12 protein-coding genes are annotated in these 15677 nt (G+C 49.9%); 8 read left to right on the top strand and 4 right to left on the bottom strand.

The features are described 5' to 3' along the window. Nucleotide 1: 1 nt before the first annotated feature. From BUB67_RS10170 to BUB67_RS10205, 8 genes are all read left to right on the top strand, one after another. Nucleotides 2-577 carry an ANTAR domain-containing response regulator gene (locus BUB67_RS10170; RefSeq protein ID WP_073239318.1) on the top strand — a complete coding sequence of 192 codons (576 nt, stop codon included), beginning with the start codon at nt 2-4 and terminating at the stop codon, nt 575-577. Between the two features lie 393 nt (nt 578-970). After that, nucleotides 971-2347: an ammonium transporter gene (locus tag BUB67_RS10175; protein ID WP_073239335.1), complete on the top strand. Its 1377-nt coding sequence runs from the start codon at nt 971-973 to the stop codon at nt 2345-2347. A gap of 36 nt (nt 2348-2383) precedes the next feature. Further along, nucleotides 2384-2722 (top strand): P-II family nitrogen regulator, encoded by a 339-nt coding sequence (locus BUB67_RS10180; protein ID WP_073239319.1) that lies wholly within the window; start codon nt 2384-2386, stop codon nt 2720-2722. A 190-nt stretch (nt 2723-2912) separates the two neighbouring features. After that, on the top strand, nt 2913-5120 hold the full coding sequence (locus BUB67_RS10185) for a YcdB/YcdC domain-containing protein (protein ID WP_073239320.1): 2208 nt from the start codon (nt 2913-2915) through the stop codon (nt 5118-5120). Between the two features lie 113 nt (nt 5121-5233). Continuing rightward, nucleotides 5234-6022: a glycosyltransferase family 2 protein gene (locus tag BUB67_RS10190; protein WP_238457018.1), complete on the top strand. Its 789-nt coding sequence runs from the start codon at nt 5234-5236 to the stop codon at nt 6020-6022. Between the two features lie 209 nt (nt 6023-6231). After that, complete coding sequence (locus BUB67_RS10195; protein WP_073239321.1) at nt 6232-6960, top strand: metallophosphoesterase; 729 nt, start codon at nt 6232-6234, stop codon at nt 6958-6960. 106 nt (nt 6961-7066) lie between these two features. Further along, nucleotides 7067-8629, top strand: coding sequence for a methyl-accepting chemotaxis protein (locus BUB67_RS10200; RefSeq protein ID WP_073239322.1), 1563 nt, complete (start codon nt 7067-7069; stop codon nt 8627-8629). A gap of 198 nt (nt 8630-8827) precedes the next feature. Next, nucleotides 8828-9220: a transcriptional regulator gene (locus BUB67_RS10205; protein WP_073239323.1), complete on the top strand. Its 393-nt coding sequence runs from the start codon at nt 8828-8830 to the stop codon at nt 9218-9220. A gap of 48 nt (nt 9221-9268) precedes the next feature. On the opposite strand, the gene BUB67_RS10210 is transcribed toward BUB67_RS10205, so the two are convergent. The 4 genes from BUB67_RS10210 to BUB67_RS10230 form a co-directional block, all read right to left on the bottom strand. Further along, a complete protein-coding gene (locus BUB67_RS10210) occupies nt 9269-10615 on the bottom strand; it encodes an ATP-binding protein (RefSeq protein ID WP_073239324.1) in 1347 nt (448 codons plus the stop codon). Between the two features lie 66 nt (nt 10616-10681). After that, nucleotides 10682-12754, bottom strand: coding sequence for a thioredoxin domain-containing protein (locus BUB67_RS10215; protein WP_073239325.1), 2073 nt, complete (start codon nt 12752-12754; stop codon nt 10682-10684). 337 nt (nt 12755-13091) lie between these two features. Beyond that, complete coding sequence (locus tag BUB67_RS10220) at nt 13092-13586, bottom strand: hypothetical protein (protein ID WP_073239326.1); 495 nt, start codon at nt 13584-13586, stop codon at nt 13092-13094. Between the two features lie 546 nt (nt 13587-14132). Further along, entirely contained in the window at nt 14133-15266 is a 1134-nt protein-coding gene (locus tag BUB67_RS10230; RefSeq protein ID WP_073239328.1) for a PRK06851 family protein, read from the bottom strand. Between the last annotated feature and the right edge of the window lie 411 nt (nt 15267-15677).

Consider the following 15677-nt stretch of genomic DNA (forward strand, 5'->3'; position numbering starts at 1 on the left):
TATGCAGAGACGGATTGTGATGGCCAGCGGAGACAAAAATGAACTGGAGCAGTTGAGGCAAATGCTGCCGCGCATTGGCTACCGGGTGGTGGGGGAAGCCGGCAACGGTATGAACGCTCTCAAGGCTGTTCGTACCACCTCGCCGGAAGTGGTGCTGTTGGACGACCGTCTGCCTGTGTTGGACGGCATGCAGGTGGCCAAAATCTTAACGGAAGAAAACCTCGCCCCGGCGGTGCTGATGGTTTCCCAGGGCAACAAGGCGCTGGTGGAGCGGGCTAGGGAGGTGACCTCCGCCTTCCTGATGCGCCCCTACCTGGAGGATCAGGTCTATGCGGCAGTGGAGGCGGCCGTCTCCTCCTACAAAAGATATACCCAGCTGCAGCAGCAGTTGAATAAACTGCAGGAGACATTGAAAGCCAGAAAGATTGTAGAGCGGGCCAAGGGGATTCTTATGAAGCAAAAGGGTTTTAGCGAAGAGCAGGCTTTTAAAGCCATCCAGCAAACGGCCATGAAAAAAAGGACCACCATGAAGTCGGTGGCGGAGGCCATTATTACTGCCTACGAAATGGAGGTCTAACCAAAGTATACAGAATTCCTTGCCCCGGGGCGTTGTCAAAAGACAGTGAAGGGAATATAATAACAATAGCAGCAGGGGAACAAAGGCGTACCCCAAGCATAAAGCCAATGAGGGCTCAATGACCGGACGAACGGTTGTTGAGCCTTATTATTTTTAACATTAGGATAACATTTTTGGGGCAAAGGCGCCTTCTGGAATGAGGTTGGTCCACCTTATTTCATAAGGCGCTTTTTGCCTTTCAAACACAAAGCGGTGTTATTAGCAAAGGCGCTTGATTTAAGGGATATCTGAAACCCCTTGAATATGCGCTTTTACTATTTACCGGAAGTCTTTCTGCAGCAGGGTACCCACAGAAAGGCTTCTCATAAAAAATTTAAACAGGAGGGTTTAGCCATGACGAGCAGGATAAAAACAGTCCTTATTTCTTTACTGGCCTTATTATTACTGCCCGGTATCGCCTGGGCCGGCGATGCCCCTGCCATTGATACCGGTGACACCACCTTTATCATTATCTGCACGGCGATGGTTATGATTATGACCCCTGGCCTGGCCTTGTTTTATGGCGGCATGGTCAGGAAGAAAAACGTCCTCAGTACCATCATGCTGAGTTTTATCGTGATCTGTGTGGTCAGTATCCTTTGGGCTTTATACGGTTATACCCTAGCCTTCGGGCCCGACATCAACAGTATTATCGGCGGGCTGGATTATCTTGGGCTCAAGGGAGTTGGGCAGGAGCCCGGCAGCGGCACCATCCCCCACTTTATCTTTATGGCTTTCCAGCTTATGTTTGCTCTCATTACCGTTGCCATTATTTCCGGTTCCATTGCTGAAAGAATGCGCTTCCCGGCTTTCCTGGCCTTTATCGTCCTGTGGGCATCCGTTGTTTACTCCCCCCTGTGTCACTGGGTTTGGGGCGGCGGTTGGTTGATGCAGTTGGGCGCCCTGGACTTTGCCGGCGGCACCGTGGTGCACATCAGCTCCGGTGTGGCCGGATTGGTAGCCGCCCTGGTGATCGGCAAGAGGAAGGGTTACGGCAGTGAACCCATGGTTCCTCACAATCTTCCCATGACGGTTCTTGGCGCGACGCTGCTCTGGTTCGGTTGGTTCGGTTTTAATGCCGGCAGCGCCTTGGCTGCCAACGGTCTGGCTGCCAGCGCCTTTGCGGTAACCCACATTGCCGCTGCAGCGGGCGGTCTCTCCTGGGTGCTGGCGGAATGGGCCCACCACGGCAAACCCACCGTACTGGGTTGTGTTTCCGGTGCAGTGGCCGGTCTGGTGGCCATCACCCCGGCTGCCGGTTTTGTGGCTCCCATGCCTGCCATTCTCATTGGTCTGGTGGTTGGTCCCCTGTGCTACTTTGCCGTTGCAGTGGTAAAATCCAAACTGGGTTATGACGATTCACTGGATGCCTTTGGTATTCACGGTGTAGGCGGTACCTGGGGCGCCATCGCCACCGGCTTATTTGCCAGCAAAGCGGTCAACGAAGCGGGCGCCGACGGCCTGTTCTACGGCAACGCCGCCCAGCTTGTCACACAACTGATCGGTGTAGGCGCCACCATTCTTTTTGCTGGCCTGGCCACCTTCATTATTCTCAAAGTCATCAGCCTCTTTACCAGCCTGCGAGTGTCTGTGGATGATGAGGTGATCGGCCTTGATGTAAGCGTACACGGTGAAAATGCCTATGCCTATGCGGACACCTTTGGCGGTTCCCTGACAAGAGAAGTTAAGGTTTCCTCGAGCGCCAGCAGCTCTGTAGTCAAAACAGTTTAAGAATGCAAAGCAGTATCCAATAAGGAGGGAATCCCAATGACCAAGATAGAAGCCATCATCCGTCCCGGTAAACTGGAAGAAGTCAAAGACGCCCTGAATAAACTGGGCATTCATGGGATGACCGTCTCCCAGGTTATCGGCTGCGGGCACCAAAAAGGGCGCACCGAGGTGTACCGGGGAGCGGAGTACAGCATAAACCTGTTACCCAAGGTAAAGGTGGAGGTTATTATCAGGGACCAGTGGGTCGATGCTTGTGTTAAAGCCATCAGTGATGCAGCCCGCAGCGGAGAAATCGGAGACGGCAAAATATTTGTGTACCCGGTTAGCAATGTCATTCGCATCAGGACCGGGGAACAGGGTGATGAAGCCATTTAATATTAATATTTGATTTTTATATATACACTCCTATACACTCCTCCATTATCCCTACTGTAAAGCCCCGGCCAAGCCGGGGCCGTTTTTTCACGTATCATTTTCCACCGGTGCAAATCATTCCCAGATCCCTGTAACAAAGTTCAGGGTGAAACGTCTATACTGGTAAAATGATACTAAGGAGTGAGTTCCTTTGGGTAAAAAAATTGTCAGCGCCCTTGTGGCGGGCTGCCTGGCCACCGGCCTGGTATTTAACCAGCCGGTCTTTGCTGAGATTGTGAAAACTTCTGTTATACCGAAACCACCCACGGAAATTGACGGGGACCTATCCAAGGCTAAATTTCCCCTGGACAAGGCCATTGAAAAGGCCAAAGAGGTGTTTGCCATCGGCAGTGACTATGAAGGCTTTAAAAGCGGCTTTAATTCCTATGATGGCAGGGCCGAGTGGCACCTGAACTGGAACCGGGAGACCGAGCCCAGGGGAAATATCTCCGTCCGCATTGACGCTATAACCGGTGAAATCATCGGCATGGACCGCTGGCAGGATATGCCCCCGGGCCAGCGGTACAGCGGGCTGCCGAAATACTCCTACGAAGAGGCCGGTAAACTGGCCCGGGAATGGGCCCAAAAAATAATGCCCAACTACTTTAGCCAGACCCGGCTGGTTCCCAACCAGGAGCAACAATTTTTCGGTTACGGCGACAGGGGACCTGCGGAGTATTATTACAACTTTGCCAGGGTTGTCAATGGCGTTACCTTTCCGGAACATAACATTTATGTCCGGGTAAACGGTGACACCGGGGAACTGATGGGTATTAACTTGAACTGGGACAACAAGCTGAATTTCCCTTCCGCCGCCGGTAAAATTTCTGCCGCCCAAGCTGAAAAGGTTTTTGGAGAAAATGTGGAACTGGTTTATTTCCGCCCCCCTGGTCCCAAGGCAACGCCGGTCAAGCTGGTGTACCGGGTGAAAATGGGTGCTGGGCTGCTGATTGACGCCTTAACCGGTAAAGTCATTGATGACCACGAATATTACTATTATGAACGTGGCGGCATGGGCGGCGATATGGCCATGGAAAAGCCCGTGAAACAGGATCTGACGCCGGCGGAGCAGGCAGAGGTGGATAAGCTGAAAAACCTGCTCAGCGCTGAAAAGGCCCTGGAGCAGGTGAAAAAGGTCATTCATATACCCTCCGACCTGAAACAGAGCGAAAGTCGTTTAAGCTACGATTATCAATACCCGGAACAAAAGCAATGGAATTTTTACTGGAGTAGTGAAAAGGAGTCCTCTTATCAAAGCATCAGCGCTTCTGTTGACGCTGTAACAGGTGAGCTGGTCAGCTTTAACAAATGGCAGAAGGGCTATGAGGAATCAGCCGGTAAACAGCCCCGTTTTACGAAGGAACAAGCCCAAAAGGCAGCTGAGGATTTTATCAAGAAACAGCAATCCCGGCGTTTTGCTGAAATCAAACCGGATCACAGTTGGGGTGATAACTATAGCGCAAAAGGAATACCGGGAATCTATCGTTTCTCCTATGTTAGGTTGGTAAACAACATTCCCTTTGGCAACAACGGTTTTGATGTAGAAGTCAATGCCTATACCGGGGAGGTCACCGGCTACCGGATGGCCTGGTGGAATTTGAATTTCCCCAAGCCGGCGGCTTTGCTGGATAAAGAAAAGGCCGTCAGCGCCTTCCTGGCAGACGGAGGTTTGGCCCTGGACTATATAAGAATTTACCGGGAGAAAAACGATTCCCGGGTGAGTCTGGTCTATCGCTTAAAGGACCGCCCGTCCTACATGATCGATGCCCAAACAGGAAAGTATCTTAATTGGAACGGGGAACCCATCCCACCTAGGAAGACCGACACGTTTACCGATATCGCCGGGCACCCGGCAGAAAATGATATTAAACAACTGGCTAGGGCCAATATTGTTAAGAGCGTCGACGGCAAATTTTATCCCGACCGGAACATCACCAAGCTGGAGGTCCTGGAGATGCTGGTGGCCAGCCGCGGTTGGTACATGGAGCCACCATACCGGATGCTGCAGGACGGCAAAGAACAAGCGGAACAGAGAAAAAGGTTGATCAATGCCGCCCTCAGCCTGGGTATCATTGCAGCCGACGAAACAAAGGATTTGGATAAAGAGCTGACCCGTCTGGAAATGGCCAGGCTCATGATTAACACCCTGGATTATGACGGTGCCGCCAGGATTGCCGGTATTTATACCTTAAAGACCAAAGATGCCAACCTGATTCCCCAGGACATGAAGGGGTATGCAGCCCTGAGCCTAGGACTGGGGCTGCAGAGCGACAATAAAGGATTTTATGCTCCCCATGAGAAAGTTACCCGCGGCTTTGCCGCCATGTCCGTGGTTCGCATGTTAAAAGTGCAAAAGTAGCGTTAAGCATTAAGTGCCTGTCCTTTGGGGCAGGTACTTTTTTCATTGAATGGACAATTTCTGATCCCTGGTTTCATAAGATATAGAAATGGAAAACAGGAAGGGGAGACGCCATGCCGCAAGTTTCCATTGTAATTCCTTGCAAAAATGAAGGACGGTTCATCAAACAAACCATAGAATCCATCCTGGATACACCCGGCCGGGTTCCTTATGATATTACGGTGGTCAATGATGGTTCCACCGATGGCTGTTGTACTTTTCTCCAGACCAGGCAGAAAATTTATTCCCGGGTGAAACTTATCAACACCACCGGGATTGGTGCAGCCAATGCCAGAAATCTAGGGGCCCGGCATTCCTCAGGCGAGGTGCTGGTTTTTTGTGATGCCCACATTACGGTGGAGGAAGATTGGCTGGATCTTTTGGCCGAAGACCTTGGGGAAGAAGGAATCGGTGCGGTATCGCCGGGAATCGCCAATATGAACCAGGTTCATGCCATTGGTTACGGCTTGACCTGGAATGAAGCCATGGAAGCCCGGTGGCTGCCCTGCCCCGTGGGGATGGCAGAAGTGCCCTTTGCCCCCGGGGGATGTGTGGCTGTGAAACGGGATGTCTTTAATAATGTGGAGGGATTTGAGCGGGGCTTTCGCATTTACGGCTTTGAGGATGCCGAATTTTCTCTTAAACTCTGGTTGTTTGGTTATCGGGTACTGGTGGACCCCGGCGTTGTCATCAAACATTATTTTAGAGAAAGTCAGCCCTATGCCATTACCATGGAGGAGTATGCCTACAACGCCCTGCGAGTGGCCCTGAGTCATTTTACCCCCCCGGCGGGTGGGAAAGGTTATGAACATGTTTTCCCACCTGAAAAACTTTGGCCAACTGGTATCCGGAATCCTCTTTGAAAGCGACGTTTTGCAACAGCGGCAGCAGTATTTCCAACGGCGAAAGTACAATGACGACTGGTTTATGGAGAAATTTCAAATTCCCCTCTAACGAGGTTGACAACCCTTAAACCAGCGGGATAAGATAAGCCTAGATACCAAATATTGGTGTTGCGAACTGTGAACAAGGACAGAGCCAGCCCGATGTTTTGGAAAGGAAGTCGTTAAATGTGAGATTTTTCGGTATCAGTGATTTGCACCTTTCCTTTACCAAACCAGCCGACCCGAGCAACTGGGAGCAGGTGGAACTTCATAAACCCATGGATATCTTTAATCCCGAGTGGCACAGGCACTACCAGAAAATTTATGAGAACTGGTGGGCCCTGGTGCAACCGGATGATATTGTTCTGCTGCCCGGTGATATCTCCTGGGCCACCAGGCTGGAGGAAGCCCGGCATGATGTGGATTTTTTAGGACTGCTGCCGGGCACCATTTATGCTGTGCCGGGCAACCACGACTACTGGTGGCAGGGTATTTCCAAAACCCGTGCCTTTGTTCCCGGCAACGTCAAGCTGATTCAAAACGACCATGCCATGGTGGGCGACACCGCCATCTGCGGCGCCAGAGGTTGGACTTGCCCCAACAGCCACCAGTTCACCGAGCAGGATGAAAAAATCTATAAAAGAGAATTAATTCGTTTGGAAAACTCACTGCGCAGCATTAAGGGCAACCCTGGTGAAATCATCGTGATGATGCACTTTATGCCCACCAATGAAAATCATGAACGCTCCGGTTTTATTGATCTTTTTTGCGAATTTAAAGTCAGCAGGGTGGTTTACGGCCACCTGCACGACCGGGCCAGGAATTACCGGCTGCCGGATGAAGCCTGGGGCATCAAATTTCATCTGGTCAGCGCCGACTATATTAACTTTTCTCCGGTATTAATTAAAGAAAAATAATCTTTCTCAGATAGTCCTCATATTTTAGTTGCAAAAATTTTCCGAGCCGGTGTATATTTTTGTCATAGCGTTTTCCTGTTAATGTTTTTCGGAGAGGGGGAGGAACATGAGGCTAAAGCTCACAACCCGGATTGTGCTGGGCTACTGCGTGATCCTGGCCATAGCGGGTCTCCTGGCCGGGGTCATGACTTACAAAGTACATCAAATCGTCATGGAGATTGACGGCTTACAGAAACACAACGTTCGTACTATGGAAGGAATTGCCATTTCCCACTATGTAGAGGAACAATCTTCTCTTATTAAAGAGTACTTTTTGACAGGGGCTCAGGATGACAAAGAAAAAGTGGAGCAGAAAATAAAAGAAGCGCTGCAGCATGAAGAGGCGCTGATCAAGATCACCCGGCAAAAGGTCAACCTGGACAGAATTACCAGAGTGCGGGATTTAAATAAACAAATGGAACAGGTTTTCCATTCTCAAATTGTTCCACTGGTGGAGCAGGGCCAAATTGATGAAGCCTTAAAGGTTAAAACAGAGCAGTTCAACCCGTTGGCCAGGCAATTGAAGGAAGCCGTTAATGCCTACGTAGATTATAAAAAGCAGGAAAGCAAGACGGCAGAAAACAATTCCCTGCAGGCCGGTCTGGAGGCGAAAAAGGTCGCCATGTCCTTTGGCGTGGTGGCGGTGCTGCTCGGCATCCTGTTCAGCATCCTTACTTCCCGGGCCATTACCAGGCCCATCAATCGTTTGGTTCAGGAAACGGCAGTGGTGGCCGGTGGCGATCTTACAAAAAGAGTGGAAGTAAAAGGGAACGACGAACTGGCTCACCTGGCCAGGGCCTTCAACAAGATGGTAGAGAACCTGCACCATATGGCCAGACAGGTGGTGGAGAAAAGCAACAGCTTGGCAGCTCACAGCCAGGAACTGTCGGCGGCCACCCAGCAAGTAAGCGCCTCGGTGGAGGAAATTACCGGTACAACCACTGAACTGGCCAGGGCTGCCGATCAGGAGGCAGCGGGGGCCAACAGCGCCGTTGAAGTTTCCCTGGAAGTTCAACGGGTGGCGGAGCGGGGCAACCTGGCGGTAGGGCAGGCAGTGGAAAAAATAAATTCCATCGTGGCAAGGGTGGACAAAAGCTCCGAACAGGTGGCCCGGTTGGGAGAAAGGTCCCGGGATATCGGCAAGATTACCGATGTTATTACCGGCATTGCAGACCAGACCAATTTGCTGGCCTTGAATGCAGCCATTGAGGCTGCCAGGGCCGGGGAGCAGGGCAGGGGCTTTGCCGTGGTGGCTGAAGAAGTACGGAAGCTGGCCGAACAGTCCTCTCAGGCAGCCAAAGAGATCAGCGCCATTATTCAGCAAATTCAACAGGAGACCGCACAGGCGGTCCAGGATATGAATCTGGGCGTGCAGGAAGTGCATCAGGGAACTCGGGTGGTTCATTCTGCCGGCCGGTCATTGAAGGAAATTCTGGAGCATGTTCAGCGCAGCGTTACCATTATCGGGGAAATTGCCCGGGGAGCTGAGCAAAACAGCCTGAGCGCCCAAAACCTGGCCGCCGCAACCCAGCAGGTCAGCGCCAATGTTCAGCAGATTGCCACCGCTGCGCAGGATTTAGCTAAGATGGGTGATGAGTTCCAGGGTCTGGTTACCAATTTTAAAGTGTAACGCGTTGTTAAAGGTTGCACGTTTTTTGTGCAACCTCTATGGTTGTTTGATCAATTGTTATTGAATCGGACAGCAATACAAGCTAAAATTTAGGTACAGCCCGGTGGAGAAGATGCTTCCCGGGCAGGAGGTAATGATGGCGCATAATAAAAGACACTCTTTAATACGTTTAATGGATGTGTATCAGGAGGATGGACTTTGGCAAAGAATATTTTACCGAAAGTGCAGGAAATGATTGAGTTAAGAAAAATGACGCTGGAAGAATTGGCCCGCAAGACCATGCTGGAGGTTTCAGATATTGAGGGACTAAAGCAATTCAACCCCAAGAAAGCCTCCCACCTTGCCATTGTCCAGGCCATTGCCCTGGCAACCGGCATTAACGTGTATTACTTCCTGGGGGATGATGTGGTGGGTCCCAAACGCATCCTTTCAAGGCTCAACGTGTTTGACCGGCAGAAGTTAATGAACGGGGAATTGGCCCCCTTTCTCCGCGTTAGCAAAGAACAGGCGGCCAGGGGCATCACCGATGAGGAATTGGATGCCTTGATCCAGGTTATGATGGAACAAGAAAAACACCAGGAACTAAAATAAAGGAAAATCCCTTACCTTCCTACCGGTAAGGGATTTTTTGGTCCAATGCTAGAAAATGTTAAAGTCGTCTCTGTCTTTGATATGGTCAATGAATTGACGGGCGGTTCGACCGGAACGCTCGCTGTTCCGGAGGGTCCACTGCAGGGCCAGCCTTTCCAAAGTAGCGGCATCAATCTGAATGCCTTCCTGTGCCGCCAGTTCCCGGACAATATTTAAGAAAGCTTCCTTGTCCGGCGCCAGGAACGTGATTTTCAGACCAAAGCGGTCCGCCAGCGAAAGTTTTTCCTGCATGGTGTCCCCGGGATGAACTTCGCCGTCATCGGCCACCCGGGTGGTCCGTTCTCCAAAATACTCTTTGATGAGGTGTCTTTGATTGGAGGTTACATAAATACAAACATTGGCCGGCTGCTGTTCCAAACTGCCCTCCAGCTGTGTTTTAAATTCTTTGTATTCCGTTTCGGTTTCCTCAAAGGACAGGTCGTCGATGAAAATAACAAATTTGAGAGGGATTTTTCTTAAAAAACCTGTAAGTTTTTGCAACCCTCCCAGGTTCTTCCTCGACACTTGTACCAACCGCAGGCCCAGGGGGCCGTACTCATGCAGCAGGGCTTTGATGGTGGAGGACTTGCCGGTCCCCCTGTCCCCGTACAGCAGCAGGTTATGGGCAGGCCGCCCCTTCAGCAATCGTTCGGTATTGTCCAGCACCTGTTTTCTCTGTCGCTCGTAACCGATCAACTGGTGCAAACGTATGGGGTCCGGTTCCTCAAGGCCTGCCAATTGATAACCGGCAGGCGTTGCTTCCCAGCGGAAGGCCCAGTAGCGGGCAAATTCACCAAAACCCGCCCTGCGGTAAAAGTCCATAAAATCCGGCAGCAGGTCCGGCCAGTGCTGGGAGAGGAGCAATTTTTCCTTCAGTTCCAGGACCGGGCCACAGACCGGGTGCCGGCCCTGGCCCGGGGAACCGGCAGCATACCCGGACAGTCTAAAGACGCCGGGGGAATCATGAAAGAGTTCTTCCAAGACGCTTAAACCTTGCTGGCAAAGAACCTGCAGTTTGCACAGGTCATGCAGAAAGGCGCCCTGCAGCAGGGGTGAAATTTCCTGCTGGCCGGCGGATTGCCTGGCAAATAAATGATCCTCAAACAAGATTAAATTGAACAGGTGGTTTTGCCACGGGTTGCCTGCCGGGGGCAGATGCCGGTTGGCGGCTGACTCCAAAAGAAGCCCGGCCAACCGGTGGTACTCCGGCAACAGGTTGCAGAGCGGTGTTTTAGGTTCAAGGGCTGCCGCCGTGGCAATGTTGTGGAAACACTGTACGGCGGCATCCCTGGTGATTCCTCGCCAAAGGGTCAAGCTGTTAAAGGCTTGATAGAGATTGAATAACGGCTCGGACATGTTTTATCGCCTCCGGTAAGTTGATTACCGGAAATAATTCTACCCTTGCCCGGTTTGTCCCTGCCTTTATTTTGCAAGGGCAGCCTTCAGTTGCCCTGAATCTGTGACAGGCTCTCGGCAGGCAAAATTTTTACAAATATAGGCCGTCGCCTTACCCTCCACCGGGATTTTATCCTTTGTCAGGGGCAGCCATTCCGCCAACTTGTCCACATCGGTTCCCTCATAACGGACCATCATGACCGCGTTGGGCAGAAATGCCCGCTGAACGGTATGAATCATTTGCCGGAGGTCCGGATCTTCCCGTTTGCCGGACAGGACGACCTCCAGGGGAGGCTCCTGGGACAAGTAGGCCGCCATCATAAAGAAAGAATAACCGGCAGGGTACCGCTCCAATTCCCGAGCAAAGCTTTTCAGTTGTTGGTGGGCCAGTTCCTCAAAGCGGGTCTTACCGGTCAACCTGGCCAGCCGAAACAGGTTCACGGCAGCCACAGAATTGCCCGAGGGAATGGCCCCGTCGTAGATTTCCTTGGGACGGCTTATCAGTTGCTCACTGTCCTTGCCATAGAAGAAAAAGCCGCCATGTTCCCGGTCCAGGAACAGTTCAATCATATCCTCGGTTAAACCTGCGGCTTTTTCAAGATAACCCGGGTCAAAGGTGGCCTCATAAAGCTCCAGCAGGCCCCAAACCAGAAAGGCATAATCATCCAAATAGGCCGGGTAGGCAGCTTCTCCTGCACGGTAACGGGCCAGCAGGCGGCCGTCTGGCCGGCGCAACTTGTGAAAGATAAATGCCGCCGCCCTTTCGGCGGCTTCACGGTATCTTTCGCTCCGGAATACCCTGGCCCCCCGGGCCAGGGCCGCGATCATTAAGCCGTTCCAGGAAGTGAGGATTTTATCATCCTTGTAAGGGTGGATTCTCTTTTCACGTTCTTCAAACAACCGCACCCTGCATTTTTCCAATCCCTCCACCAGGTCTTCCAGAGAAATACCCAGTTCCTCCGCAAATTGCAGGGGGTTTTGCCCGATGAGGTTGGGGATGCTGCTGCCCTCAAAATTACCCCCGGGAGTTATATCATAGTAACGACAAAACAACTCCCCGTCCACCCGACCGAGGATGTCAATGACTTCTTGGGGTTGCCAGACATAAAACTTTCCCTCCACCCCTTCGGAATCCGCGTCCTCCGCCGAGTAAAAACCTCCTTCGGGGGAGGTCATATCCCGCAAAACATAGGTAAAGATCTCCCTGGCCACCCGCCCGAACCGGGGGTTGCCGGTAACCTGATAAGTCTCCAGAAAGGCAAGGGCCAGCAGGGCATTGTCATACAGCATCTTCTCAAAGTGGGGCACCAGCCACTTTCTGTCAACGGAGTAACGGGCAAAGCCAAACCCGATGTGATCATAAATGCCGCCCCGGTGCATGGCGTCCAGCGTTTCCTCCACCATGGTCAGGGCCTTTTGTTGCTTGGTTTTTTGATAATAACGCAGCAAAAACATCAAGTTGTGGGGTGTCGGGAATTTAGGGGAGGCGCCAAACCCGCCGTAGGTGGTATCGTAATTTCTTTCCAGCAACCGGTAGGCTTTGTCCAGAATATCCGGCGGCAGTTTACCGGGGGAGGAAGTGGCTTCCCGCTGCAAATGGCGGGTCAGTTGATCGCCCACCTCCAGCAAACGATGACGTTCCGATTTCCATAACTGGGCGATTTGTTCCAGGATCTCAATCAAACCGGGCCTGCCGTAGCTTGCCTTTTTTGGGAAATAGGTTCCAGCAAAGAAGGGCCTCTGATCCGGCGTCATCATGATGGTCAAAGGCCAACCGCCCGAACCGGTGAGGGCCTGGCAGACACTCATGTAAATCTGGTCCACATCCGGCCGCTCTTCCCGGTCCACTTTGATGGGAACAAAATGCTTGTTTAACACCTCGGCCACATCTTCCGACTCAAAGCTTTCCCGTTCCATTACATGGCACCAGTGACAGGTGGAATAGCCCACCGAGAGGAAGATCGGTTTGTCCTCTTGCCGGGCTTTGTCAAAGGCTTCTTGGCCCCAGGGATACCAGTCCACAGGATTGTGAGCATGCTGCAGCAGGTAAGGTGATTTCTCGTTTATTAAGCGATTGGTATTTTGGGTAGCTAAAGACATCAACGTATACCCCCTAATTTTCCTTTGGGTTAGTATACTTCAAAAAGATGAACAATAATTGACATTGTTATGATTTTAAAATGAGAACCATTACTACGCAAACTGTTCATATTTTCTCCCAACCCGGCATACATTAATTAGGTAGTTGCTTTTAAAAGGAGTGATCATATGAATAAGGAGCTAATTAATGAAATTCTGGACAGTATCGGCCTGGAAAGTATCCACCTGGAGAATGAGAAAAGACTTCCCGCGGAGTCCATTGCTCTAACCTTTAACAAAAATGAATAAACCCGAGGGGTGGCAAAAGCTTGAACCTCAGGTTGTTTTTTTAAAAAGGTTATTTACCCATGGAAAGAGCCTTGGGTAATTTTTTCGGCAGCCTCGGGCTGATCAAGCAGCATGAATTACCCCTAGCGGCATTTCTTATGGTCTGTGCTGTAGACTTGAGGGTGGTGCAGAGATGGGGAGATATTTCTATGTTTAATTTGGGATGGTGCATGGTATACCTGGTGTTGGCGGGACAGTTCCGGCATTTTTCCTGCTGGCGCTTCATGAACTCCAATTGCCGGGAAGTGGGCCGGATATAGCCCTTTTCACAGTGTTCAAAGAAATCTTTAATCCCCAACGGATCATCTTCCACAGGGCAATTGCAAACAATTTCCACACAATCCGGTTTGGTATTGATGTGGGAAGTCACCAGTTCACAGACAGTTATACCAAGGGTTCCTCTGGCCTGTAACGGGCAGGCGCTGTTTTGGCACGATGCGGCATCCTTCTCACCGCAGGACTTGCGAATATTAACAACCTCTTTAAAATTATTAACCTGTATCATAATAACCTCATAACCTCCATTATGGCTGATAATAATATCTTATCAATATAGCAGCATTGTGACAAAAAACACATTACCAATTGAAAAAGATTTAGGTTGACAACATTCGACATCAGACAGTCAAATCCTCTTTATAATTATAATTTTTTTTGAACTTTTTTAAATAGTTACAAAACGCAAATATATATTTTTGAGAATTGTCAGATATTACTATCAAAACAGAATTTTCCATGCAAATTAATTGATGGCGATGCTGGTAAACCACCGGTATGATCCTGAACTTCTATCCAGCTTTTTCTGGGTGCCCTGGTATCCCATCTTTTTCTTCTGCTTCGGGGCCTTAACGGTAGTGCGAACCAGCCTCAAAGGTCTTTTTGGGAAGTCAAATTCCGCCGGCAAATGGAAAAGCCCGGCCAGAAATATTCTGCCGGACTCCTTCAGGATTTAATCGCTATCCAATATGGAGTATGGAATTTAATAAGATGTGACACTAAAATAATTTTTTTGACATTGAAAAAACCTCACCCAAGGTGAGGTTAAGATTTGTTATTTTAACGCTTCGGCGTATTTTAAAATTCTGGCTAAAATCTCATCCCGCTTGGCATTGATGGCTTCAAAATCCATGGCCGGGATGTAGTATTGCTCCATCACATCGTGCTCGGCCTTGGCAGCGGCAATATAGCTGACGGCCCGGCAGAGGGCAGCGTTCAGCCGCTCACCGGCGCACTTGATTTCTTTGTCGTAAACAGCCAGTATTTCCGGAACGAGATACTGGTTGAGGTCCTTAATTTTTACTTTCTTTAATCCCGGAATATCCTGAATTTTTAAGTTGATGCCCGGAATGTCTTTCATGACGGCAATTTTCAAAGCAGGAATCACCACTAAATCCACTGCCGTCGGTTCAAAGGCGCAGTGATATACTTCGGTATCCAGACCATGCATGTGAATGGCTTTGGCAACTGTACCCACCACTTGAGATCCGATGGCGCTGGCCTCGCCGGTAACAAAATAAAGTTTCTTAACCCCATCCAGTACAGTTTCCAAAAAGTGTGCCTGGCCCTGGGGTGTAAAGGCTGTGGCAAAAAGATGCCTATCCTTGGGCTCTTTTTCAAATTGAAGTTTACCTTCTTCCATCACATCTTCAAGTATGTCCTCAGCAATACTGTGGATAATACCGTGAACACCGGCCATATTTATAGCTTCCGCATAGTAACTGTCTAACTCATCTTTAATGACCCTGGCTTCGGCCAGTTGACTGTAAGCGATTTTAAACAAGCGGCCTACCCGGGCATTGGATTTTAATATGGCTTCTTTGTTTTCCCTCATTTTGTCTTCGTTCCAGAAGTCGCCCAGGTGAATAATTTCATCCACTGCTCCCGGGTTTTTGGGATCCACCACATGGGGGGCGGTGCCATCCAGCAGAGCTACCCCGATGGCCGGGATACAAACACCGTCCAGTGATCCATTATCGGATGAACAGCAGTGGTATTCAACATCGTAGCCCAGGTCCAGCATTTGTTCGCCAATATAGCGCATAAAAGTAGATTTGCCCACACCGGGTCCACCTTTAATAACCAGGATACGAGTGGCATCTGGTTTAATGATATGATCATAGTAAGAGAAAAAACCACGACATGTATTTCCGCCAGGGAAAACTTTTTTAAGTTTACCTTTACCCATAAAATTTACCCCCTTGTAAATTTTGGAATCAGGGTGCATTAAAAAAGCACCACGAATCAGGGATGTCCTGAGACTACGGTGGCGCTTATAATTGGAGTCACCCCATTGTGAACCCTTACGCATATTAAATAAATAATAAACTGATGGTGAAAGTATGCCTGGAAAAAATTTAAAGAATTCCTTAATTTTCCTTTTAGAACTTGACATATATTGGTTTTTATAATCATAATAAATATTAAATCGGAATTATTCTTACTTAGGGGGGGAGAGTCGTTTCCTTGAAATCTCTGGCCTGTGCGAAAAAAGTATGGATTAAAGGAGGTTCGTAACAGCTACCTTATTTCCGACAATACTTGATAAAACATAACAAATATAATACAATAAACTTATGGAACTATTAACCATAAGCAA

This window comes from Desulforamulus putei DSM 12395 (genome assembly GCF_900129195.1).
Taxonomy (GTDB): Bacteria; Bacillota; Desulfotomaculia; order Desulfotomaculales; family Desulfotomaculaceae; genus Desulfotomaculum; species Desulfotomaculum putei.